This is a genomic window from Pararhizobium sp. DWP3-4 (assembly GCF_049898205.1).
Taxonomy (GTDB): Bacteria; Pseudomonadota; Alphaproteobacteria; order Rhizobiales; family Rhizobiaceae; genus Pararhizobium.
Window position 1 is genome coordinate 20755 of sequence record NZ_JAFCXF010000009.1, and the last position, 22720, is coordinate 43474.

19 protein-coding genes are annotated in these 22720 nt (G+C 60.8%); 13 read left to right on the top strand and 6 right to left on the bottom strand.

Features of this window, described 5'->3' with window-relative positions:
* Nucleotides 1-75 precede the first annotated feature (75 nt).
* Nucleotides 76-414 carry a hypothetical protein gene (locus ACP7E6_RS21645; RefSeq protein ID WP_426231781.1) on the bottom strand — a complete coding sequence of 113 codons (339 nt, stop codon included), beginning with the start codon at nucleotides 412-414 and terminating at the stop codon, nucleotides 76-78.
* A gap of 448 nt (nucleotides 415-862) precedes the next feature.
* Between ACP7E6_RS21645 and hemB the strand changes: the two genes are divergently transcribed.
* Nucleotides 863-1876 (top strand): porphobilinogen synthase, encoded by a 1014-nt coding sequence (hemB, locus tag ACP7E6_RS21650; RefSeq protein WP_426231782.1) that lies wholly within the window; start codon nucleotides 863-865, stop codon nucleotides 1874-1876.
* Nucleotides 1877-1918: 42 nt separating this feature from the next.
* Here the strand turns inward: hemB and ACP7E6_RS21655 are convergent, their stop codons facing one another.
* Nucleotides 1919-3628, bottom strand: a complete 1710-nt coding sequence (locus ACP7E6_RS21655) for a diguanylate cyclase (protein WP_426231783.1) — start codon at nucleotides 3626-3628, stop codon at nucleotides 1919-1921.
* 284 nt (nucleotides 3629-3912) lie between these two features.
* Between ACP7E6_RS21655 and ACP7E6_RS21660 the strand changes: the two genes are divergently transcribed.
* The 5 genes from ACP7E6_RS21660 to ACP7E6_RS21680 all read left to right on the top strand — a co-directional run bounded on the left by ACP7E6_RS21660 (nucleotide 3913) and on the right by ACP7E6_RS21680 (nucleotide 6919).
* Entirely contained in the window at nucleotides 3913-4377 is a 465-nt protein-coding gene (locus ACP7E6_RS21660) for an RDD family protein (RefSeq protein ID WP_426231784.1), read from the top strand.
* 180 nt (nucleotides 4378-4557) lie between these two features.
* A complete protein-coding gene (locus tag ACP7E6_RS21665) occupies nucleotides 4558-5304 on the top strand; it encodes an arginyltransferase (protein ID WP_426231785.1) in 747 nt (248 codons plus the stop codon).
* A gap of 27 nt (nucleotides 5305-5331) precedes the next feature.
* Complete coding sequence (locus ACP7E6_RS21670) at nucleotides 5332-6237, top strand: DMT family transporter (RefSeq protein ID WP_426231786.1); 906 nt, start codon at nucleotides 5332-5334, stop codon at nucleotides 6235-6237.
* A 68-nt stretch (nucleotides 6238-6305) separates the two neighbouring features.
* On the top strand, nucleotides 6306-6527 hold the full coding sequence (locus ACP7E6_RS21675; protein ID WP_426231787.1) for an AbrB/MazE/SpoVT family DNA-binding domain-containing protein: 222 nt from the start codon (nucleotides 6306-6308) through the stop codon (nucleotides 6525-6527).
* Complete coding sequence (locus ACP7E6_RS21680) at nucleotides 6524-6919, top strand: type II toxin-antitoxin system death-on-curing family toxin (RefSeq protein WP_426231788.1); 396 nt, start codon at nucleotides 6524-6526, stop codon at nucleotides 6917-6919. The genes ACP7E6_RS21675 and ACP7E6_RS21680 overlap by 4 nt, the downstream gene beginning before the upstream one ends.
* A gap of 34 nt (nucleotides 6920-6953) precedes the next feature.
* Here the strand turns inward: ACP7E6_RS21680 and parC are convergent, their stop codons facing one another.
* Nucleotides 6954-9230, bottom strand: a complete 2277-nt coding sequence (parC, locus tag ACP7E6_RS21685) for a DNA topoisomerase IV subunit A (RefSeq protein WP_426231789.1) — start codon at nucleotides 9228-9230, stop codon at nucleotides 6954-6956.
* A gap of 410 nt (nucleotides 9231-9640) precedes the next feature.
* On the opposite strand from parC, the gene ACP7E6_RS21690 reads away from it, so the two are divergent.
* Complete coding sequence (locus ACP7E6_RS21690; RefSeq protein ID WP_426231790.1) at nucleotides 9641-10834, top strand: hypothetical protein; 1194 nt, start codon at nucleotides 9641-9643, stop codon at nucleotides 10832-10834.
* Between the two features lie 148 nt (nucleotides 10835-10982).
* Here ACP7E6_RS21690 and aspS read toward each other — a convergent pair whose 3' ends face one another.
* A complete protein-coding gene (gene aspS / locus ACP7E6_RS21695; RefSeq protein WP_426231791.1) occupies nucleotides 10983-12776 on the bottom strand; it encodes an aspartate--tRNA ligase in 1794 nt (597 codons plus the stop codon).
* Nucleotides 12777-13066: 290 nt separating this feature from the next.
* Between aspS and ACP7E6_RS21700 the strand changes: the two genes are divergently transcribed.
* The 3 genes from ACP7E6_RS21700 (at nucleotide 13067) to rnd (ending at nucleotide 17029) form a co-directional block, all read left to right on the top strand.
* A complete protein-coding gene (locus ACP7E6_RS21700; protein ID WP_426231792.1) occupies nucleotides 13067-14302 on the top strand; it encodes an MFS transporter in 1236 nt (411 codons plus the stop codon).
* Between the two features lie 92 nt (nucleotides 14303-14394).
* On the top strand, nucleotides 14395-15798 hold the full coding sequence (locus ACP7E6_RS21705; RefSeq protein WP_426231793.1) for a multicopper oxidase family protein: 1404 nt from the start codon (nucleotides 14395-14397) through the stop codon (nucleotides 15796-15798).
* An 85-nt stretch (nucleotides 15799-15883) separates the two neighbouring features.
* Nucleotides 15884-17029, top strand: coding sequence for a ribonuclease D (rnd, locus tag ACP7E6_RS21710; protein ID WP_426231794.1), 1146 nt, complete (start codon nucleotides 15884-15886; stop codon nucleotides 17027-17029).
* 111 nt (nucleotides 17030-17140) lie between these two features.
* Here rnd and ACP7E6_RS21715 read toward each other — a convergent pair whose 3' ends face one another.
* Complete coding sequence (locus ACP7E6_RS21715) at nucleotides 17141-17548, bottom strand: DUF2000 family protein (RefSeq protein ID WP_426231795.1); 408 nt, start codon at nucleotides 17546-17548, stop codon at nucleotides 17141-17143.
* Here ACP7E6_RS21715 and ACP7E6_RS21720 point away from each other — a divergent pair.
* The 3 genes from ACP7E6_RS21720 (at nucleotide 17547) to ACP7E6_RS21730 (ending at nucleotide 21079) form a co-directional block, all read left to right on the top strand.
* Nucleotides 17547-18455, top strand: a complete 909-nt coding sequence (locus ACP7E6_RS21720; RefSeq protein ID WP_426231796.1) for an AraC family transcriptional regulator — start codon at nucleotides 17547-17549, stop codon at nucleotides 18453-18455. The two genes, ACP7E6_RS21715 and ACP7E6_RS21720, sit on opposite strands and share 2 nt — an antisense overlap.
* Before the next feature lie 91 nt (nucleotides 18456-18546).
* Complete coding sequence (locus ACP7E6_RS21725) at nucleotides 18547-19614, top strand: adenylate/guanylate cyclase domain-containing protein (RefSeq protein ID WP_426231797.1); 1068 nt, start codon at nucleotides 18547-18549, stop codon at nucleotides 19612-19614.
* A 106-nt stretch (nucleotides 19615-19720) separates the two neighbouring features.
* Nucleotides 19721-21079 (top strand): esterase-like activity of phytase family protein, encoded by a 1359-nt coding sequence (locus ACP7E6_RS21730; RefSeq protein ID WP_426231798.1) that lies wholly within the window; start codon nucleotides 19721-19723, stop codon nucleotides 21077-21079.
* Nucleotides 21080-21187: 108 nt separating this feature from the next.
* On the opposite strand, the gene ppx is transcribed toward ACP7E6_RS21730, so the two are convergent.
* Nucleotides 21188-22708 (bottom strand): exopolyphosphatase, encoded by a 1521-nt coding sequence (gene ppx, locus ACP7E6_RS21735; protein WP_426231799.1) that lies wholly within the window; start codon nucleotides 22706-22708, stop codon nucleotides 21188-21190.
* Between the last annotated feature and the right edge of the window lie 12 nt (nucleotides 22709-22720).

Genomic DNA, 22720 nt, shown 5'->3' on the forward strand with positions numbered 1-22720 from the left:
TCTGCCAACCTCGTGCCTTTAACGGCATAAAAAAGGGCCCCACAGACAGGGAGCCCCTTTTTTGAACAATTGCAATTACTTGGTGTAGACAATCTTGCCGCCGTTGGCCGCTGTCTGAATGCCGATCACGTTTTCGAGCTGCACATTTTTCGCTTCGAGCGTCGCCATCAGGGCCGGGTCGTTCTGAATTTCGGTTTGCGCCTTGGTGATCGATTCCGGTGATGGATTGCGATAGGTGGCAGGGATCGACGACGTGTCCGTGTTGGCATTGGCCTCGGAGCCAACATTGACGATCGTGATCATGTCGTCCGCCATCATCGACGTGGTCGAGCTCGTGGTCTGCGCATAGGCATATCCACCTAGCGACGTTGCAGAAATAGCGGCCGCCAAGGCCAGTTTTACACTCGTTCTCATAATCTTCTCCTCTGGTTTGGAGGCCATTCACCGCTCACCGGTGAGATATGATCGGGCTCTCCATAAGACGAGGGCACAACCGGACTGGAGCGAAATGGTTCCGTCACGATCACGGCTTCGTGACAGGAAGCCATGTCTGCAGAATTCGATTGCCGTCATTGAACGGCAGCAAACCAGCCGTGTGTGATGCGATCAGCGCGTGGTCGTAGTTGTTCGACCTCCTCCTTGAAGAGGAAGGTCGCGACACAGTCGCGGGTGGGGGTGACGACCGCGAACACCATGATCTATTGGGGATGCCGCAGATCACCCAACCCCGGCACCCCGTGCCGACCCTCCCCCTCAAGGAGAGGGTAAAGGGAGGATGAAACGCCGCACCTCGACCATTTTGCTTTGGTGATCGCCCATGATAAACCGCGACCAGATTAGACGCTGACGAAAGACGATCGCCATGACCGACAAGACAAACGCCGTTGACCTCATTACCGGCCATCGCCGGATGCGCCGCAACCGCAAGGCCGACTGGAGCCGGCGGATGGTGCAGGAAAACCGGCTGACGGTCGACGATCTGATCTGGCCGATCTTCATTGTTGCCGGCACAAACATCGTCGAGCCGATCGACGCGATGCCCGGCGTCAACCGGATGAGCATCGACAAGGCTGTGGAGGCGGCAAAGCTCGCCGCCGATTTCGGTATCCCGGCGCTTGCCACCTTCCCGAATGTCGATATTTCGCTGCGTGACGACACCGGCTCCAACAGCCTTGCTGCCAACAACCTGATCAACGAGACGACGCGGGCCATCAAGAAGGCCGTGCCGAATATCGGCGTCATCACCGACGTGGCGCTCGACCCCTTCACCAGCCACGGCCATGACGGCATCCTGCGCGACGGCGAGATCGTCAACGACGAGACGGTGGCGCAGATCGCCAGGGCTGCGGTCCTGCAGGCCGATGCTGGCGCCGATATCATCGCCCCGTCCGACATGATGGATGGCCGCGTCGGCGCCATCCGCCGGGCGCTGGATGCGGCAGGCCACCAGAATGTCGGCATCATGGCCTATGCCACCAAATTCGCCTCAGCCTTCTACGGCCCTTACCGTGAAGCGATCGGCACCAGCGGCCTGCTCAAGGGCGACAAGAAGACCTATTATATCGACCCTGCCAACGGCACCGAGGCGATGCGTGACGCCGCCCTCGACGTCGAGGAAGGCGCCGACATGCTGATGGTCAAGCCCGGCCTGCCCTATCTCGATATCTGCTGGCGGATGAAGGAAAGTTTTGGCCTGCCGGTCTTTGCCTATCAGGTCTCCGGCGAATATTCGCAGATCAAGGCCGCCGCCGCCAATGGCTGGATCGACGGCGAGCGCGTCATGCTCGAAACGCTGCTTGCCTTCAAGCGCGCCGGATGCGACGGCATCCTCAGCTACTTTGCTGTTGATGTGGCGCGGATCCTGGCCAAGCGCTGACGCCTGTCCTTTGGTTGCCTGACCCGATCAGAAACGGCGCTCTCAAACCGGTGCGCGAAAAACTCTGACGCGGTTGCGGCCGGCTTCCTTGGCCTTGTAGAGGGCGGCGTCGGCGTGGACGAGGATGTCATTCCAGGGTAGATGCGCCCCACCCGCGACGCCGAAGCTGGCCGTTACCGTCAGCATCGCACCATCCGGAGCCTTGAGCGGGGAGTTCTCGATCGACGTCCTGAGCTTTCGCGCCATGCAGGCCGCTTCCGCCAGCGAACCGCCTTCCAGCAGAAGCGCAAACTCCTCGCCGCCGAAACGGGCCAGACAGCCCGATTGACCGGCGGAAAGGCGCATCAGATCCGCAGTCGTGCGCAAAACGGTGTCGCCAAAAGGATGGCCATAGCGGTCGTTGATCGATTTGAAATGATCGATATCCAAAAGGATCAGATACTGCGCCGTGTCCTGCGCCACGGCCGCCGCATGACCTTCCAGCGCACGCCGGTTGAGAAGGCCGGTCAGTCCGTCGGTTGCGGCAAGGATTTCGAGCTGGCTGGTCAGCAGCGCCCGCTCGCCGAGCCGATGCGACAGAATGCCGATGGCGCCGTACAGCCTTCGGATCTCCTTGACCTCGCCCCGTGCGGAAACCAGATCGGCGGGGCGCTCGTCGGCAAGCGCGATAACGGCCTGCGCGCCTCTCAGCAAGGGCCGCAGGATATAGATCTGCACGGCCGCGACGAGACCGAGCACCAGCATCAGCAGCACGGCCGTGATCAGTCCGCTGCGGTAGAGCGCGAACTGCGCTTCCCGTTCCCGGGTTTCGAACTGGCTGACAATCTCAGACATGTAGATGTTTCTCAATTCACCAAGTGGCTGCATCAGCGCGACGTAGCGCCGTGTGAGGTTGACGCCATCAAGGGAGAAATGGCCGCTCCTGCTGCCGATCGCCATCTGCTCGTCGATCATCGTAAGGCCCTGCCGCATGAAGGTGTCTTCCGCCTCCTGACGCTTCAGCCGGATCGGATCCGATACAGGCAAGGCAGAGCGTGGGCCGACCAGGTCCCAGACTTCAAGCAGCCTGCCGCGTGCGACACTGCTTGCAGCGATATCCTGCGGTGTCACGGCCGTCGCTGCCGCCATCGGCGCGATCAGATAGGAGCCAAGCCGGCCCGCATATTCCCTCAGATCGCTGAGCGCGATGCCCTGCACGACGATGGTAGCGAGATCGGGATCCCTCCTGAGGATTTCCCCGCTCTGCCATTCGATGATCCTGCGATAGGAGTCCCTGGCAGCAAACATGGCGTCAACGGCCGCATGAATTTCCTGGTAACGCCGGCCGTCGCGCGGCTGTTGTCCAATTGCCGTGATCAGCGTGCGAGCTGCGGCAAGTCTGGCGCGGACATCATCGATCATCGCATCCGGTATGCCGCGCCGCTCAAGCTCATCCAGCGCCACGTCGGTACTCGCGACGACATCGCGCCATTTCAACCGTGCCTCAATCCGCTTGGGCTCCGATGCGGTCATCAGGTTGTTGGCAGGCCCCCTCTCGGCCGAGATGAAATTTGCGGCGTCGAAGATGGCTGTGAACTGACGCATGTTCCCTGCACCGGCATGGGCCTTGCGAAAAGCTTCGATGGAAGCCGATATCGTCGATGTCGCCAGCAGCAATGTGCAGACTACTGCGAGCAGCGCCATGAGACAGAGACGGCCTTTGAGACCTTCGAACCGGCCGGTATTGGTATCTGCATAAAGGCTGGGGGGCATGTGAGGAACCGGTGGCTGTGATGAAGCGCTGCTATCCAACACACCGGCTGGGAGCCAGTGTCATTTGGGAGGACGAACCTCCCAGATTTGCAGTGCTGCCTCACCGTTAGCATATTCATATGAACGCAGGCTGAAAGGACGGCGGGAATGCCCTGCCGATCGATTGCCGCCGCAATGCGAAGGGCTTGTGCCGGCGCTGCGTCCACCATCAAAGATTTGCATGACCGCCGGATTTGCATTTTGGCAGCCACTACCCATATCAGGAAAGAACTGGAGACACAGACATGAGCGTACAGGACGAAAACCTCAGAATTCCGAGCAACGACTGGCGGGCCTACCAGGGCGTGCTCAGCCGGCGCGTCATGGCATTCGTGATCGATTACGCCATCGTCGCCCTGTTGTGGATTCCTGCCGCCGTCGTCGTGTTCTTTCTCGGCATCCTGACGTTCGGCCTCGGCTTTTTCCTTTATCCGGTGCTGTTTGCCGGTCTCGCCATGCTGTATTTCGGGATCACGGTGGGCGGCCCGAAGCAGGCTTCGCCGGGCATGAGCATGATGGGGCTGGCGATCGCCCGCACCGACGGCCGGCCGATGGATTTTCTCACCGCCATCGTCCATCTGGTGATCTTCTGGATCGCCAACGCGATCCTTACTCCGCTGGTGCTGCTTGTCGGCCTGTTCACCGATCGTGGCCGGTTGTTGCATGACCTGCTCATCGGCACGGTCACTGTCCGTCGCGACGCCTATTGACGGGTTAGACCTGCGCCCGGATGCCTTGCCGCATTCCGTCGCAGACCTGCAGCCGATCATCTAAAAACACCAGTTCGCTGCATTGCAACGCGACAGTTCAAAAAGTCGCGATTGACCTTTTATAATCTTGCGCCATGCTAATGTTATCCAAGCGGCCAAGAAGAGCGATCTCCGCATCATATGAACACGCAAACTACACCGTCTCCACAATTCTACCTGACCGCGCCGGCAACCTGCCCGTATCTGCCGCAGGAGATGGAGCGCAAGGTGTTTACCCACATGGTGGGCGAGCGGGCACCTGAACTCAACGATCTCCTCACCCAGGGCGGTTTCCGCCGCTCCCAGAATATCGCCTACCGGCCAGCCTGCGAAAGCTGCCGGGCCTGCGTTTCCGTGCGCATCGTCGCCGGCGAGTTTTCACCCACCCGGTCGATGCGCCGCATCCTGGCGCTAAACAGCGACGTGGTTTCGACGGAATACCCGGCAGAACCCTCCAGCGAGCAATACAGCCTGTTTCGCCGCTATCTCGACCATCGCCACCAGAAGGGCGGCATGTCCGACATGTCGGTGCTGGATTACGCGATGATGGTGGAAGATACCCATGTCAACACCAAGATCATCGAGTACCGTCTCAAGGTCGAAGGCGATGGCATCGGTCTGGCGAAGGGGCCGCTGATCTCGGCAGCGCTCACCGACAAGATGGGCGATGGCCTGTCGATGGTCTATTCCTATTTCGACCCTGACGTGGCGGACCGCTCGCTCGGCACCTTCATGATTCTCGATCACATCCGCAAAGTGAGGGAACGGGGCCTGCCGCACGTGTATCTAGGCTATTGGGTCAAGGGATCGCGCAAAATGGACTATAAAACAAAGTTTCTGCCGCAGGAGCACCTTATGGCCCAAGGCTGGGAGCGCTATACGGACTAAAGCGCTGCCACCTGACAGGACGAAATCTTGAGTGTAGACATCGATGCCGCCCACCACCGCCGCGGACTTCTCATCACCGGCCTTGGTGGCCTTGCCCTCTCCTTCGACATTCCGCTGATCCGCTCCGCCGATGGCGAAGTCTGGTCGCTGCTCGCTCTGCGCAGCCTTTGCACCTTCGCCGTCGCGCTGATCGCCTGGGTGGTGCTGAACAAGTTTCTCGGCCGCAAGATAGCGCTGGTGCCGGGCAAGGCAGGGCTGCTCGCCGGCCTGTTCTACGGCCTCGGCTCCTTCACTTTCCTGTTGTCGGTCTTCAACACCGCGACCGCCAATGTCGTCTTCGTCGTCGCCTTCACGTCGATGTTCGCCGCTATCCTGTCCTGGGTCTTCCTCAAGGAACGCCCTTCCAACGCCACATTGGTGACCATGGCCGTGATGGTCTTTGGCGTCGGGCTGATCGTTCAGGACGGCTTGAAAAGCGGCAGTTTCTTCGGCGATGCCATGGCGGTTTGCTCGGCCCTGCTGCTTGCCTGCGCCATTACCGTCAGCCGCGCCAGCGGCAAGGACATGGGGCTGGTGCCACTGGCAACCGCGATCTTCCCCGCCATTATCGGCTACCTGCTTTCGCCGGCCGAGGGCCTTGCAATCGTCCATCCCGGCTGGATCATGTTCGACGGCCTGATCATGATCCCGCTCGCCTTCTTCTGCCTCGCCACCGGCCCGCGCTACCTGTCGGCCCCGGAAGTCGGCATGTTCTACCTGCTCGAAACCATCCTCGCCCCACTCTGGATCTGGATCGTCTTCCTGGAGGTCCCGACATCGCAAACGCTGACCGGCGGTGCAGTGCTGATTCTGGCGCTGGTCGGGCATTCGGTGTGGCAGATGCGCAAGAAATCCGCAGTGGATGCGTCGAACGAGTTTCCGTTTACGGGGTGAAACTCACCAGCAATTGCCGAGGAGCAAAATCAATGTTATAACTTGATTATAACATTGGAGTTTTTGCCATGAACATCACCATCCGCAAAATCGGCAATTCGGAAGGCGTCATCATCCCGAAGGAAATGCTTGACCGGTTTGGTCTGAAGGCAGGCGATCAAATGAAACTTACCGAGAAGGACGGCGTCTTCCAGATGCAGCCGCTTGAGGAGGCGTTTCAGCGTCAACTCGAACACGCCAATCGGTTCATGGACAAATACAAGGTCGCGCTGAAAAAGCTCGCCGAATGAGGGATTTCATTTTTCTGGAGCGATCTCTTATTGAGGCATTACAGGCCATCCAGATCGAGCGATTTGGCGGCGTTTTCGGTTTAAGAGACGAAGGTGCACTGGAATCGGCTCTGGCCCGGCCGGTCAACAAAGCTCATTACGGTTGCGACGATGTTATCGAACTTGCCGCAGCATATCTTTTCGGCCTTGCGATGAACCATGCGTTTATTGACGGAAACAAACGTATCGCCATTGTTGGGGCGGCTGTTTTCCTGATGGAGAATGGTTACGAGATCGAAACGAGCGATAGCCTTCTCTTCAGCTTCGTCCTATCGGTCGCTGCTGGTGAGATCGATGAAGACGGAGCCATCCGCTTCCTGCGGGACGTCACCATTCCATCTGAGAACAGATAAGCGGGCGGGTTAATACCAACCGCCCGCAGATCCATCACCCGGTAAACTTGCCACTCCTCGGGAAGCCCTTCGGCACTGCCCTGCCCGCTGTGGCGCGGTCGCCCATCCATTCCAGCAGTTCGTCCTTGGACTTGGTGAAGCTGCGACCGGCGCTGTCGGCCCATGTCAGGCCGTCGGCGATGGCAAAGCAGCGCATGTCGGAGACACCGCCATCCTTGTAGCGTTGCAATCGTACGCCCTTGCCGCGGCCCATTTCCGGGATCTGCACCAAGGGGAAGACCAGCATCTTGCGGTTTTCGCCGACGATGGCGACGTGATCGCCCTTGACCGGGATGACCAGCTTGGCTTCGTCCGGCATGGCAACGTTCATGATCTGCTTGCCCTTGCGGGTGTTGGCAGCCATGTCGCCTTCCAGCACCACGAAACCATTGCCGGCAGCCGACGAGATCAGCAGTTTTCGCGCCGGGTCGTGGACAAAGGCGGTCAGCACGTCCTGGTCATTTTCCATGTCGACGATGATGCGCAGCGGTTCGCCGTGCCCGCGTCCGCCCGGCAGCTTGTCGCCGCCCAGCGTATAGGCCTTGCCGCCGGTGGTGACGACGAGGATGCGGTCGGTGGTCGAGGCCGGGAACGACAGTTTCAGCCCGTCGCCCTCCTTGAACTGCAGCGTCGAGACATCGGAAATGTGGCCCTTCAGCGCCCGGATCCAGCCCTTTTCAGAGATGACGACGGTGATCGGTTCCTTCTCGATCATCGCCTGCTGGATCGCTTCCAGATCGGCTTCCGGCGCATTGGAGAACAACGTCCGGCGGCGGCCGATCTCGGTGGCCTTGGCGAATTTCTTCTTCACCTCGCCGATTTCCCAGGCAACGGTCTGCCACTGCTTGTCGTCGGATGCCAGCAGCGTCTCGATTTCGGCCTTTTCCTTCGAAAGCGCTTCGAATTCGGTGCGGATCTCGAACTCTTCCAGCTTGCGCAGCGAGCGCAGGCGCATGTTAAGGATCGATTCGGCCTGCAGGTCGGTGAGCGTGAACCGCTCCATCAACGCGGGCTTGGGCTCATCCTCCTCGCGGATGATGCGGATGACTTCATCGAGGTTGAGATAGGCAATCAGGTAGCCGCCGAGGATTTCAAGGCGCCGGTCGATCGCGGCCAGCCGGAAGCGCGAGCGGCGCTGCAGCACGTCGCGGCGATGGTCCAGCCATTCCAGCAGGACCTCGTTCAGCGCCATCACCTTGGGAACGCGGCCCATGGACAGCACGTTCATGTTGAGCGGAATGCGATTTTCCAGCTCCGACAGCTTGAACAGCGATTCCATCAGGATGGTCGGATCGACCGAACGGCTCTTCGGCACCAGCACGAGGCGGACATCCTCGGCCGATTCGTCGCGCACGTCTTCCAGCAGCGGCAGCTTGCGGGCGAGCAGAAGCTCGGCGATCTTTTCGATCAGCCGCGACTTCTGCACCTGGAAGGGAATTTCGGTGACGATGATCTGGTAGCCGCCACGGCCGGTATCTTCGACTTCCCATTTCGCCCGAACGCGAAAGCCGCCGCGACCGGTCTTGTAGGCCTCGATAATGCTCTCGCGGCTATCGATGATGATGCCGCCGGTCGGAAGGTCAGGACCTTCGATGCCGCCGCGCTCCGGATTGTTCGGATCGAGCATCAGCTCTTCGATGGTCGCGCCCGGGTTCTTGATCAGGTGCAGTGCGGCGTCGCAAAGTTCATGGGCGTTGTGCGGCGGGATCGATGTCGCCATGCCGACGGCAATGCCGGATGCGCCGTTCGCCAGCAAATTCGGGAAGGCGCCGGGCATGACGACCGGTTCCTGATCTTCCTCATTGTAGGTCGGGCGAAAATCCACCGCGTCCTGATCGATGCCTTCGAGCAGAAGGCTCGCCACATCGGTCATGCGGGCTTCGGTGTACCGGTAGGCGGCCGCGCTGTCGCCGTCGATATTGCCGAAATTGCCCTGGCCATCGACGATCGGATAGCGCTGCGAGAAATCCTGCGCCAGGCGCACCAGCGCATCATAGACAGACTGGTCGCCATGCGGGTGGAACTTACCGATGACGTCGCCGACAATACGGGCGCATTTCTTGAACGAGGAATTGGAGCGCAGCCCCATTTCGCTCATCGCATGGATGATGCGGCGATGGACGGGCTTCAGGCCGTCGCGCACGTCAGGCAGTGCCCGGTGCATGATGGTCGACAGCGCATAGGCGAGATAGCGCTCTTCCAGCGCCGCCTTGAGGTCAACCGGCAGAATATGATCGTCTCCGCCCGACGGCGGCAAAAGGCTTTGTCCCATGATTTCTTGCTACCGCAACCAACCCTGAACGGCAAGGATTGCAGGGCATTGCGCTGTGGAGAACCCTGTGTGGCAACGGCGATGCGCAATGTCAGCGGAGGTGGTCGAAACCCCTTCGTCTGACATCAGTCACCGCGGCAGCTGTCGCCGTGACCGGTTCGGGCCTCAAAATGATTCCTCAGCCCACGCCAGATTTTCAATGTCCTTGAAAATTTGAGGGCTCGCCCGGCGTTGACTGGCCTGGACAGCGCATGCCGTTTGCGGGAAATGGCGGTCCCACGAACAATTTTCATCTTAAAATTGAATAGTCTCGCGAAACATCGCTTGCGGAGGCAATTCGAATATATTTCGGCCTTAATCCGTATTAGAAATGCCTTCGAAATTAGAGCTTTACAACAAGGAACCGCTCCATGATGCCTACCCGCAACCTTCGTCTGATGCTAGCGAGCGCCGCTTTTATCGGCCTTTCCGGTCCGGCCTTCGCGCTCGACGGCGCGGATCTCGTCACCAAGCTGAACGCCGCCTATGCCCTCAATGGCGCAACTGTTGCCTATGAAAAGGTCGCTGTCGATGGCACGACCGTGACGCTTACCGGCGTCAGCGTCAAATCGACCGCCGCCCCCGGCAAGGATTTCAAGATCGGCGACGTAACGCTTGAGGGCGTCGAAGAAACCGATGGCGGCGGCTACTATGCCGAAACCGTCACGCTGCCGGATGTCGACGTCAAGGAAGACGAAACAGCGATTACCGCAAAGGACATCTCCATCGGCGGCCTCAGCATCCCCGGCAATCCGGCCGGCGGCACGGTCAACGATATCGTCCTTTACGAATCCGCAACGACCGGCCCGGTGACGGTCACCGCCAAGGGCAAGCCAGTGTTTTCGATGGACGAATCGGAAGCCAACCTGACGAAGCAGGAAAGCGACGCCGGTTTCGATTTTGACGCCACCTTCTCGGGCATCAAGGCCGACCTCTCCGGCGTCGAGGACCCCAAGTCGAAGGATGCGATTGAAAAGCTCGGCCTGAAAAACCTTGCCGGCGAGATGACGATGAAGGGCAGCTGGGAAGTGGCCACGGGCAATGTCTCGCTTGAGGAATATGCCTTCGACTTCGCCAATGTCGGCCGCCTGGCGATCGCCTTCGACGTTTCCGGCTACACGCTGGGCTTCATGAAGTCCGTGCAGGAAGCCATGAAGGCGGCGGAAACCAATCCGAACAAGGAAGAAGCCAACCAGGCCATGGGCCTGTCGATGATGGGCCTGATCCAGCAGCTGACGTTCAACAGCGCCTCGATCCGCTTTGACGATGCGACGATCACCAAGCGCGTTCTCGACTATATCGGCTCGCAGCAGGGCACCACGGGCGATCAGCTGGCGCAGTCGCTGAAGGGCATGGTTCCGTTGATGATGGCACAGCTGAACGTGCCGGAATTGCAGAACCAGGTCTCGAGCGCCGTCAACACCTATCTCGATGCACCGAAGAGCCTGACGATCGCGGCCGAACCGGCCAACCCGGTTCCGTTCCCGATGATCATCGGCGCCGCCATGGGCGCGCCGAACACGGTACCGGGCGTCCTCGGCGTCAAGGTCACCGCCAACGATTGATCCGGCGGATCACAACCGAACATAAGAAGGCCCGGCGAGAGATCGCCGGGCCTTCTTTCTTATAAGCTCAAGGCACATCGCAGACACGAAAAACCCGGCGATTGGCATCGCCGGGTTGATCAAAATCCAATCTGCAAAGGACTTGCCTTTAGTCTTTCTTCAGCGGCGGGATGACGCGCAGCGACAGTTCCGCAAGCTGCTTGGGCATGGCCGGAGCCGGGGCGTTCATCAAGAGGTCCTGTGCCTGCTGGTTCATCGGGAACAGCGTGATTTCGCGCAGGTTCTTGGCGCCGAGCAAAAGCATGACGACGCGGTCGATACCGAAGGCGCAGCCGCCATGTGGAGGCGCGCCGTACTGGAAGGCGCGGTACATGCCGCCAAAACGTTCTTCAACGTCGGTCTGGCTGAGGCCGACCAGCTCGAACGCCTTGACCATCAGTTCCGGCGACTGATTGCGGATCGAGCCCGAGGCGATTTCGAAGCCGTTGCAGACCGCGTCATACTGATAGGCCTTGATCGTCAGCGGGTCCTGCGTCTGCAGCGCCTCGAGGCCACCCTGCGGCATCGAGAACGGGTTGTGGGCGAAATCGACCTTCTTGTCTTCCTCGCTCCATTCGTAGAACGGGAAGTCGATGATCCAGCACAGCTCGAACCGGTCGCGGTCGATGAGGTTCAGGTCCTCGCCGGCCTTGGTGCGGGCTTCGCCGGCGAACTTGTAGAATTTGGCCGGGTCGCCGGCGACGAAGAAGCAGGCATCGCCTGCATCAAGACCAAGCTGCGTGCGCAGCGCTTCGGTGCGCTCCTCGCCGATGTTCTTGGCAAGCGGGCCGGAGCCGGCAGTCGTGCCGTCTTCTTCCTTGCGCCAGAAGATGTAGCCCAATCCCGGCTGGCCGGTTGATTGTGCCCAGGCATTCATGCGGTCGCAGAAGGCGCGCGAACCACCGGTCTTGGCCGGGATCGCCCAGACTTCGACCTTCGGATCGCGCTCGATCATGCCGGCAAAGACCTTGAATCCGGAGCCGGCAAAATGTTCGGTGACGGCCTGCATCTCGATCGGGTTGCGCAGGTCCGGCTTGTCGGAACCGTATTTGCGGATCGCCTGGTCATAAGGAATACGCGGCCATTCCTTAGTGACTGGCTTGCCTTCGGCAAACTGCTCGAACACGCCGGTCATGATCGGCGCCATCGTGTCCCAGACGTCTTCCTGGGTAACGAAGCTCATTTCCAGGTCGAGCTGGTAGAACTCGCCCGGCAGTCGGTCGGCACGCGGGTCTTCATCGCGGAAGCATGGGGCGATCTGGAAATAGCGGTCGAAACCGGCCACCATCAACAGCTGCTTGTACTGCTGCGGTGCCTGCGGCAGCGCGAAGAACGTGCCGGGATGGATGCGGCTCGGCACCAAAAAGTCGCGCGCGCCTTCCGGCGAGGATGCAGTCAAGATCGGCGTCGAATATTCGGCAAAGCCGGCCGAGTTCATCCGCGAGCGCATGTCGGAAATGATCTGGCTGCGCTTGACGATGTTCTTGTGCAGCGTTTCGCGGCGCAGATCGAGGAAGCGGTACTTGAGGCGGATGTCTTCCGGATAGTCGGGCTCGCCGAACACCGGCAGCGGCAGTTCCTTGGCAGCGGAGAGAACTTCGATCTCCTGCGCGTAAAGCTCGATCTCGCCGGTCGCCATCTGCTTGTTGACGGTCTCTTCCGATCGCGCCTTGACGGTGCCGTCGATGCGGATGACCCATTCGCCGCGCACCGTCTCGGCAGCCTTGAAGGCCGGTGAGTCGGGATCGACGACGATCTGCGTCATGCCATAGTGATCGCGAAGATCGATGAACAGCAGGCCGCCATGGTCGCGAACGCGGTGGACCCAGCCGGAGATGCGGACGGTCTGGCCGACATCGGCTTTGCGAAGAGCGGCACAAGTGTGGCTGCGGTAACGATGCATGATATTATCCTGGAACCAAGGGGCTGCGCGGCCACGCCAAAGCGCGCTGCGGCAGCGTCAAAATCGGGCGGAAAAGCGCATGGTGGGGCCGATTTGTCAAGGCCGGGACGTGCGCGCAGGCAATCAAAGACAACCAGAGGACCGCGTTTGCGCGACTGTGGAAGCCGCCCATTCATGCCGGATGCTGACCAGACCATCAATTATCGTGACTGTTTTTGCCGGATGGCTGCGTCTAAGACTGAGGCATGGCACGCCGGCATGGAGTCGCGTCCGCCCGGATCATTTTCTTCATGTCGCAGCTTCGTCCGCTTATCCCTCTCCTCATCACCGCCGGCATCCTGATCGGCGGCAACGGGCTGCAGGGGACCTATATTTCGCTGCGCGCCCTGCAGGAGGGCTTCTCGACCTCGCTGATCGGGCTTGTCGGCACCGGCTATAATATCGGCTTTGCCATCGGCTGCATCTACGTGACGCGTATCCTGCGCTCGATCGGTCATATAAGGACGTTTTCGGCGATGGCGGCGATCGCCTCGGCAGCCTCGCTGGCCATGGTGCTTTTGATCGATCCGTGGTTCTGGTTCCTGATGCGGCTGATTGCCGGCATCTGTTTTGCCAGCCTGTTTGCCACCGTCGAAAGCTGGCTGAATGCCCGGGTCAACAATTCCAACCGCGCCCGCACGCTGTCGATCTACCGCCTGGTCGATCTCGGCTCGGTGACGGCGGCGCAATATCTGATCCCGACCGTCGGCATCGAGGGGTTCCAGCTGTTTGCCATCGTCTCCATGGCGCTCACTCTGTCGCTGGTGCCGATCTCCTTTGCCGACCGCTCCAGCCCCGGGTTGCCGGAGGCGATCAAGTTCGACGTCAAGGCGCTGTGGAACATCTCGCCGCTGGCGACGATCGGCTGCATTGTCGTCGGGCTGACCAATTCTACCTTCCGCTCGCTCGGGCCGATCTATGCCGAGGGCATCGGCCTGTCGATCACAGCGATCGCCACCTTCATGAGCGTTGGGATCATCGGCGGCGTGGTGCTGCAATATCCGCTCGGGCTCTATTCCGACCGGCTGGACCGGCGGTTGATCATTCTCTTTGCCACTTTCGGCTCGCTGCTGGCCGGGCTGTATCTCGCCCTGTTCGCCGGTAGCGACGAATGGCTGAACTTCATTGGCATCTTCATCTTCGGCGCCTTCGCCATGCCGCTCTATTCGCTCTGCTCGGCCCATGCCAACGACCATGCCGCCGAGGGTCAGCACGCGCTGGTCTCGGCCGGCATGCTGTTCTTCTGGTCGTGCGGCGCCATCATCGGGCCGCTGTTCGCCTCGTTCATGCTGGACATTTTCGGGCCGCCGGCGCTGTTCATCTATACCGCCGCGGTGCTTGCAGCCTTCATGCTCTATACCCTGCAAAGGATGATGGCGCGCGGTGCAGTGCCCGCCGGTGAACGCTCGATGCGGTTTCGCAACCTTTTGCGCACCTCCTCTTTCTTCAACAAGCTGGCGGCACGGCCCGAGGACAAGAAGGAATAGCCGTGGCTGCGGCAAGATGCGCGCAAATGGCAATTGATGAATACCGGCATCAAGTTTAAACGGGGGACATCTCAATCTCCGGAATCCTCCTCATGCCGATCATCAGCCGCCGTACACTTCTGAAGGGATCGGCTGCAGCCGCAGCCTCTTTTGCCATCGGCGGCGGGCTTGCGGCACGAATGAGCATCGCGGCCCCCGCCCCGCTGCTGCTCAAGGCGCAATTCACCGAGGCAAAACTGGCCACTGACGGTATCACCCCGAAAATCATGACCTATGGCACAAGCGAGACGGCGGCCACCGGCATGCCACCGGTCATCCGCATGAAAAAGGGCGAGCCCTTCGCCGCCCGGCTGGTGAATGCACTGGACGAGCCGACGACAGTCCACTGGCACGGCCTGCGCATCGTCAACGCCATGGACGGCGTGCCGGAGATGACCCAACCTTACGTCTATCCCGGCGACAGCTTCGACTATGCCTTCACGCCGCCGGACGCGGGCACCTTCTGGTATCATCCCCATTGCAACACGCTGACGCAGATGGGTCACGGGCTGACCGGCGTCATCGTCGTCGAGAATCCCGATGATCCCGTCTTCGACGCCGAGATCGTGCTCAACCTGCGCGACTGGCGGCTCGGCACCGGCGGCGCCTTCATTGCGCCATTCAAGCCACGCGATGCTGCGCGTGGCGGCACCTATGGCACGGTGCGCACCTCCAACTGGCAGCAGCAGCCGCGCTATGACGCACCGGCTGGCGGCCTCGTCCGTGTCCGGATCGCCGCCACCGACGTGACGCGCATCTATTCGCTTGCCGCAGAAGGCGCGCCGGCTGTGGTGATCGCGCTCGACGGCAATCCGGTTGATGCACCCACCCCGCTCGATCTGCTCGATGTCGGCCCCGGCCAGCGCGTCGAATTGGTCGTGCGCATGCCGGACGCGGAAGGGGCCGAGGTCAAGCTCGGCAATCTGCGAGGCTCAAACCCGTTTACGGTGGCCACCCTGCGCGCCACCGGCACCTCGCTGAAACGCGATATCCGCGACGTAACCCCCCTGCCGACCAATCCGATTGCCGAAGCGGATCTCTCGACCGCGATACGCATTCCGCTCGAATTCACCGCGACAGCCGAACATGCGCCGGTTCCCAGCATCTGCGGCACCATCGGCTACACGTTTTGGGCGATCAATAGGGTGCCGTGGCAGGGCGATACGCCGGATCCGGGAGCCCCGGTTTCCGAGCTGAAGCTTGGCAAAAACTATGTGCTGCAGGTCAGGAACCGCACACCGCATGCGCATCCGATCCACCTGCATGGCCTGAGCTTCCGCATCCTGAGTTCCAACAAGCGCACCGTCCTGCCGCCACCGACCGACACGATCCTGCTCCTGCCGGACGAACAGGCCGAACTCGGTCTCGTCGCCGATAACCTCGGCGACTGGTTGCTCCATTGTCATATCATCGAGCACCAGAAGACAGGAATGTCCGGATATTTCCGCGTTGTTTGAGCATTTTTTGTTGTGGCACCGGGCGTGACGGGATACATCGGGTGAGTTTTAACGGCCGCATTTCCGCCACAGTGATTGAAGTTTGATGATCGAGACAACCGCCGAACTTGCCGCCGCCTGCGAAACGCTGGCCAGCGGGGAATACCTGACAATCGATACGGAATTTCTCCGCGAGACGACCTTCTGGCCCCAGCTCTGCCTGATCCAGATGGCAGGCCCGGATATTGCCGTCATTGTCGATCCGATGGCCAAGGATATCGACCTTGCGCCGTTCTTCGAGCTGATGGCCAATACGAATGTCGTCAAGGTCTTCCATGCGGCCCGCCAGGACATCGAAATCATCTACAATCTCGGCAAGCTGATCCCGCATCCGATCTTCGACACGCAGGTGGCCGCCATGGTCTGCGGCTTTGGCGACAGCGTCTCCTACGACCAGCTGGTCAGCCGCATCAAGAACGTCCATATCGACAAGTCCTCGCGCTTCACCGACTGGAGCCGCAGGCCGCTGTCGGAAAAGCAGCTCGATTACGCGCTGGCCGACGTCACCCATCTGCGCGATGTCTACCTGCACCTGAAGGCCGAGCTTGAGCGCGAAGGCCGCTCGCTGTGGCTGACCGAGGAGATGGCCATCCTCGAAGCCAAGGAAACCTACGACATCCATCCGGACGACGCCTGGCAGCGCCTGAAGATGCGGCTGAAGAAGCCGATCGAACTTGCCGTCCTGCAAAAGGTAGCCGCCTGGCGCGAGCGCGAGGCCCGCAACCGCAACGTTCCGCGCGGCCGCATCCTCAAGGATGACGGTCTCTACGAGATCGCCCAACAGCAGCCGAAGGATGTCGAAGCACTGTCGCGCCTGCGCACCATCCCCAAGGGTTGGGAGCGGTCGGCAGCCGGAACGGCAATCCTTGAAGCGGTCAATGCAGCGCTCGACTTGCCGAAGGCCGACATGCCGAAGCTGCCGCGTCAGAACCAGGCCCCGGAAGGCGCCCAGGCCGCCGGCGAAATGCTCAAGGTCCTGTTGAAGCTGATCGCCGAAAAACAGGGCGTCGCCGCCAAGATCATCGCCAATAGCGAGGATCTCGAACGGATTGCATCGGAAGGCCAAAACGCCGATGTCGGCGCCTTGAGAGGCTGGCGTCGCGAACTGTTCGGCGATACAGCCCTGAAGCTGATCAACGGCGAAGTCGCCCTGCGCTTCGTCGATCGCAAGATCGAAGCCGTCGAGCTTTAAGACATTTCGCTAGAGCATTTCCGCTGTTCTTCGAATCGCGAAAACGCTCTATCTTTTTGTTTTGCCGCAATTGCGGACGCAAAACCGCTGCGCGCTTTTGCTGGAATTGCTCTAGGGGTGCATCTTTGCGCCCTTGGTGATCTTGTCGGCGATCTTCTTGTCGGCATGAAGCGCAATGCCGACAACCTTGGCATCATCCGGACCGAACAGGGCGAAGACCTCGCGGTTTGCCGCATCGTGCCCGGTCGCAAACATCTCTTCGACATAAAGCGATGTCTTGACCTCGCGCTCCAGTGCCCGGCGGTGAATGGTGCCGATGGTCTTTTCGTCGGCAGATAGCACGATGACCGGCTGGATGCTCAAGGGATTGTAGACGTTGCCATCCGCATCGCGGTAGACTTCGCCGATAATTCCGGGCTTTTCGGCAATGATGCCGCTGGTCAGGAACGCCGTGACGTTGAGCTTTTGCCAGACGGCCAGGTCCTCGCGCAGCACGATTGCAAATTTGGTATCGAACATGAATGCCAACTCCACTCTAGGAAACAGGACGCTCGAAGCGTCCGGGGCCTCCATAGCCCGCAGCGGTCATGGCGATCTTGAACGTTCGTGCATATCGGCGGCGTCCGACAGCATCAAGGTCGCGCCCGTCTCAGGCGGCATCGAGCGGATCGAGGCGCATTTTCACGGCAACGCCTTTGAGCCGCATCGCCATGATACCTATGCGCTCGGCCTGACGTTGCAGGGCGTGCAGGCGTTCCGCTACCGTGGAACGGTCCGTTACAGCCAGCCCGGTGATATCATCGTGCTGCATCCCGACGAGGTCCATGATGGCGGTGCGGGAACGGAGGAAGGCCTGCGCTACCGGATGCTGTACCTGCCGCCGGAAATGCTGATCGATGCGCTTGGAGAAAGGCCGCGCGGCCTGCCCTTCGTACCGTCGCCGGTGATCGCCGACCGGGCCTTTGCCGCAAGTCTTGCTGAGGTTATGCGTGATCTCGATGGGGCCATCGGCAAGTTGCGTCTGGACGATACGCTCACCGGTATCGCCGACGCGCTGTTGCGGCATTCGGACGGCGGCCGCAAGGCGTCCGGCCGGACGTTTGATCCGGCCGCAATCCGCAGAACCTGCGACTTCCTGCAGGCCCATTCCGACCGGCAGGTGAATAGCGCCGAGCTCGAAAACGTCAGCGGCCTCGACCGTTTTACGCTCGCCCGGCATTTCCGCTGGAGTGTCGGCACCAGCCCGCACCGCTATCTCGTCATGCGCCGGCTTGAGCGGGCGCGCGGCATGATCGGCAGCGGCAGGAGCCTCGTCGATATCGCCCTCGAAAGCGGCTTTTCCGACCAGGCGCATTTCACCCGGCACTTCAAGAAAGCCCATGGGATGACCCCAGGGCGCTGGGCGAGCCTTTGCGGCCGGGCTTGAATGATGCGACACACCGTTACACGAAATCGCTTGACCCGACCTGTCCAAGGGGAACAATACCTGCCTGCACGGGGGGAGTGGAAACTGATTCATGAGAGAAATATCCCCAACGGAGAACTGGCTGCTGATCGCGCTCGGCATGGCGCTGTCCGGCGTGCTTTATGGCCTTGTGGTCTTTCCAGGTGAACCGATCATCATCGGTGCGGTGTTTGCCGTCTTCATGGGTCTGCCGCTGATCGCCTTTGAACGCCGGATCCTGTTTCGCCCGCTTTACCGGCGGATCGAGCGGCTTCCGACCTTCGCCTATATCGTTGTTGCACTGATAATCTACGAGCTCCTGATGAGCGCGGGTTATGCCCTGGCAGCCATGCTTCTCTGGTGGCTCAAGCTTGTCAAACCGGCATCGCTCAGCGACATCATCGTCATGCCGTTCCATGTTTTCCTTTATGCGCTGGCCGTCTGCGCGCTGATCGTCTTCATCCTGCGCGTACGCGACCTGCTCGGCCGTGACGTCTTTACCAGCATGCTGATCAGCCGTTACCGCCGGCCGGTGAAGGAGGAGCGCGTTTTCCTGTTCATCGACCTTGCAGGTTCGACGTCCTTTGCCGAAAAGCACGGCGATTTGCGCGCGCAGGAATTTCTCAAAGCCCTGTTTGCGGCCTTCGCCGAACCGGTCCGGCGGCACAAGGGTGCGATCGACGACTATGTCGGCGACGCCGCGATCGTCACTTGGCGGCTGGAACGGGGCATCAAATTTGCGCGCTGCGTTCGCTGCATCTTCGATATCCTCGATGACATCGAAGCCAATGCGGATACCTGGCGCAAGAATTTCGGCCACGTTCCGCGGCTGCGCGCAGCCCTTCACGGCGGGTTCATCATCACGGCGGAAATCGGCGTCGATCATCACAAGATCGCCTATTTCGGCGATACGGTGAATACGACGGCCCGGCTGGAATCCCTGTGCAAGTCGCTCGGCCGACAAGTGCTGATCTCGGCTGAGCTCGCTCAGCGCATCAAGCTGCCGGATACGATCGCCATCGAGGATCTGGGAACCCATGCCGTCAAGGGGCGTGGCCAGACGCTCGGCGTCATGGCATTGGCCGAGCAAGCCAAGGCCGAGCTTATCGCCCCGATCGAACTGCGGATTCCCGCCGAGTAAACGGCCTGCCGCTGCTCCGTCACCAAAGCTTCATCCAGCCGTCAAGTCGCCGACATTAAAGCCCTGCTAAGCGGAACCCCTCGACCAACCGCTCAATGGGGACATGATGAAAAACGCTCTCTTCACTTCCGTGGCTTTCAGCCTTCTGATGACATCGGCCGCTCTTGCCGAAGACACCGTATTCCCGGCCAAGCTTGCCGCCCACGCCATCCTGCCGGCCAACACGATCATCGCCGCGCCTGCCGACGCGGCCGGTTACCTGAAGACATCGGGCAAGTTCACGACCCCGGATCGCAAGCGCACCGAAGCGCTCGGCACCGTTCCCGGCAAGGACGGCGTGCGTCTGACCGGCCTGTCGCTGCCGTTCGACGGCCAGCCGATGCAGGGCTTTTCCGGCATCAAGACCATGGCGGACGGTACCTTCTGGAGCATGTCCGACAATGGTTTCGGCTCGAAGCTGAATTCGTCCGACACGATGCTGATGTTGCACAACATCAAGATCGACTGGGATGCAGGCAAGGTCGAAGCCAAAAAGACGCTGTTTCTCTCCGATCCCGACAAGAAAGCGCCCTTCCCGATCGTCATGGAAGGTGCGGCCACACGCTACCTGACGGGTGCTGATTTCGACGTCGAATCGATCCAGCCGGTTGCCGATGGTTTCTGGGTCGGCGAGGAATTCGGTCCCTACATCCTGAAATTCGACCTCGACGGCAAGCTGACCGACGTTATCGCCACCACCGTCAACGGCAAGCCGGTGATGTCGCCCGACAACCCGACGCTGGCTGTTCAGGCCGACCCGTCCAAGCCGATGCCGGCGCTCAACGTCAAGCGCTCCGGCGGCTATGAAGGTCTGGCCCTGTCGAAGGACGGCAGCAAGCTCTACGGCCTGCTCGAGGGCCCGCTGTGGACGGATGCCGAAAATGTCGAGCAGGCCGAAGGCCGCCCGGCGCTGCGCATCATCGAACTCGACGTCGCATCGAAGGCCTGGACCGGCCGCAGCTGGCTCTATCCGCTGGCCGAAGGTGGCGAAGCGATCGGCGATTTCAACATGCTGGACGGCACGACGGCGCTGGTGATCGAGCGCGACAATGGTGCAGGCACCGTCGACAAGGCCTGCACCGACCCGAAGGCACCGAAGCCGGATTGCTTTGCCGTCGGCTCCAAGGTCAAGCGCGTCTACAAAATCGAGATGACCGACGAGAACGCCGGCAAGGCGGTGCGCAAGATCGGCTATATCGATCTGCTCAAGATCGCCGATCCGGACAACAAAAAGCGCCAGGGCGGCGGCGAAGGTTTTTACGACATGCCGTTCGTCACCATCGAGAATGTTGATCGCGTCGATGACACCCACATCATCGTCGGCAACGACAACAACCTGCCGTTCTCGGCCGGCCGCTCGCTCGAAAAGGCCGACGACAACGAATTCGTCCTGCTCGAAGTCGGCGAGTTCCTGAACGCCAAGTAAACGCTGCCAAAAGATGAAGGCCCCGCAACCGAAATTGCGGGACCTTCTTTGTTTGTGAACCGCCATTGGGGGATCAAGCGTTCGCTCAACCGCTATCCCCTGCGAATGTTACTCGAACCGGAACGCGATCCGCTTGCCGGTCAGCTTCGCCAGCTGCTGCAGGCGGCCATCGAGCCGTTCGCCGGCGAATTCCGAGTAGGCGGATGGAACGATGAACTCGAGATCGAGGTCAGGCGAGGTCGATGGCCTGATATCGAGATTGCGCGCGACCCCGGGCATGGACGCCGAGAGCAGATAGACCACCCTCAAAAGACCGCCGAGAAGCTTGGCGAGCTCCAGCATGCGCGGGGTGGCGATCGCCGCCAAAGGCTCGGTGGCGCCGTCGTCGTTCAGGCCCTCGAAACGGTAATAGTTGGCAAGGGCGATATAGGCTCGCCCGGCATGGGTGATGCCGGAAAACGTGCTGTGGGCGATGATGTTGAGCGCCTGCAGGCCGCGATAATCCGGATGGGCTCGCCAGCTGATATCGGCGAGCAGGCAGGCCGCCTGGCGGTAGCGCCCCTCTTCCTCGGTCTCATCGATGCCGAAATGCGGCACCACTTTGCCGCTCCAGTCGGCAAGCTCGCGGGCATGCTCGGGCGAGCGGGCGCGCAGAATGGCAATTTCGCGCGCGGCAGCCAGCAGCGGATCGTGCGACCGCACCGTGTCGGACAGCAGCGAATAGAGGTAGCCTTCACGAACGCCGAGCGCCGAAAACGAAATCATCGACGGCTTCATCTGGGCGATGACTTCCTGCAGGGCAACGGCGCCGAACGGCAGCAGGGCGCGGCGGCTCTTGGAAATATGCGCGTAAGCCGGCGATTTGACATCCTTCGGCTCGATCACCTCCGGCAGGAAGGCCATGGCTTCGTCGAAGGAGATTTCGTAGCCCTGCATCATGTGCAGCGGATAGTCGCGCAGTTCCATATGCAGCTTGGCGATCGAACGCCAGGTACCACCGACCGCGTAGAACGTGCGGCCGCCGGCATTCTGCAAAACCTGCGCGCCCTTCAGGTAGCGGCGCACATGGCTGCGGGCCTTGACGACCGATCCCTCGGCATGTTCCGACAGGCGGATACCGCCAAGCGGCAGGGTGATGCCCTTGCCGACCTTGGGGCCGACGACATCGACAAGCTCCAGCGAACCGCCGCCGAAGTCGCCGACGACGCCATCGGGATCGTGATAGCCGCTGATGATGCCGAGCGCGGAGAAATAGGCTTCCTCCTCGCCGGTCAAAACACGGACCTTCTGGCCGAGGATGATTTCTGCACGGCGGATGAAATCGGGGCCGTTCGAGGCATCGCGCGCGGCAGCTGTCGCCAGCACGAAAACGGTGGAGGCGCGCGCCTGCGTCGACAATGCCCGGAATCGGTGCAGCGCCTTCAGCGCCCGTTCGACGCTTTCGGCGTCCATCCGGCCGGTCGCATCGATACCCTTGCCGAGGCCGCACATGACCTTTTCATTGAACAGAATGGCCGGAGACCGGCTCAGCCCCTCATAGATCACCAGGCGAATTGAGTTCGACCCAATGTCCACGACGGAGACCGGGGCAATACCAGGCAAACGCCCCTGGGCTTCAGACTCTACCATGCAATTCCAGTT

Excerpts from the sequence above, each read along its gene's own strand:
- parC (WP_426231789.1), bottom strand. The coding sequence starts at position 9,230 with ATGGGACAAAGCCTTTTGCCGCCGTCGGGCGGAGACGATCATATTCTG.
- ACP7E6_RS21715 (WP_426231795.1), bottom strand. The coding sequence starts at position 17,548 with ATGTTCGATACCAAATTTGCAATCGTGCTGCGCGAGGACCTGGCCGTC.
- ACP7E6_RS21675 (WP_426231787.1), top strand. The coding sequence starts at position 6,306 with ATGAACATCACCATCCGCAAAATCGGCAATTCGGAAGGCGTCATCATC.
- ACP7E6_RS21720 (WP_426231796.1), top strand. The coding sequence starts at position 17,547 with ATGAATGCCAACTCCACTCTAGGAAACAGGACGCTCGAAGCGTCCGGG.
- ACP7E6_RS21660 (WP_426231784.1), top strand. The coding sequence starts at position 3,913 with ATGAGCGTACAGGACGAAAACCTCAGAATTCCGAGCAACGACTGGCGG.
- ACP7E6_RS21700 (WP_426231792.1), top strand. The coding sequence starts at position 13,067 with ATGTCGCAGCTTCGTCCGCTTATCCCTCTCCTCATCACCGCCGGCATC.
- ppx (WP_426231799.1), bottom strand. The coding sequence starts at position 22,708 with ATGGTAGAGTCTGAAGCCCAGGGGCGTTTGCCTGGTATTGCCCCGGTC.
- ACP7E6_RS21725 (WP_426231797.1), top strand. The coding sequence starts at position 18,547 with ATGAGAGAAATATCCCCAACGGAGAACTGGCTGCTGATCGCGCTCGGC.
- ACP7E6_RS21665 (WP_426231785.1), top strand. The coding sequence starts at position 4,558 with ATGAACACGCAAACTACACCGTCTCCACAATTCTACCTGACCGCGCCG.
- hemB (WP_426231782.1), top strand. The coding sequence starts at position 863 with ATGACCGACAAGACAAACGCCGTTGACCTCATTACCGGCCATCGCCGG.
- ACP7E6_RS21690 (WP_426231790.1), top strand. The coding sequence starts at position 9,641 with ATGATGCCTACCCGCAACCTTCGTCTGATGCTAGCGAGCGCCGCTTTT.
- aspS (WP_426231791.1), bottom strand. The coding sequence starts at position 12,776 with ATGCATCGTTACCGCAGCCACACTTGTGCCGCTCTTCGCAAAGCCGAT.
- rnd (WP_426231794.1), top strand. The coding sequence starts at position 15,884 with ATGATCGAGACAACCGCCGAACTTGCCGCCGCCTGCGAAACGCTGGCC.
- ACP7E6_RS21680 (WP_426231788.1), top strand. The coding sequence starts at position 6,524 with ATGAGGGATTTCATTTTTCTGGAGCGATCTCTTATTGAGGCATTACAG.
- ACP7E6_RS21705 (WP_426231793.1), top strand. The coding sequence starts at position 14,395 with ATGCCGATCATCAGCCGCCGTACACTTCTGAAGGGATCGGCTGCAGCC.
- ACP7E6_RS21730 (WP_426231798.1), top strand. The coding sequence starts at position 19,721 with ATGAAAAACGCTCTCTTCACTTCCGTGGCTTTCAGCCTTCTGATGACA.
- ACP7E6_RS21655 (WP_426231783.1), bottom strand. The coding sequence starts at position 3,628 with ATGCCCCCCAGCCTTTATGCAGATACCAATACCGGCCGGTTCGAAGGT.
- ACP7E6_RS21645 (WP_426231781.1), bottom strand. The coding sequence starts at position 414 with ATGAGAACGAGTGTAAAACTGGCCTTGGCGGCCGCTATTTCTGCAACG.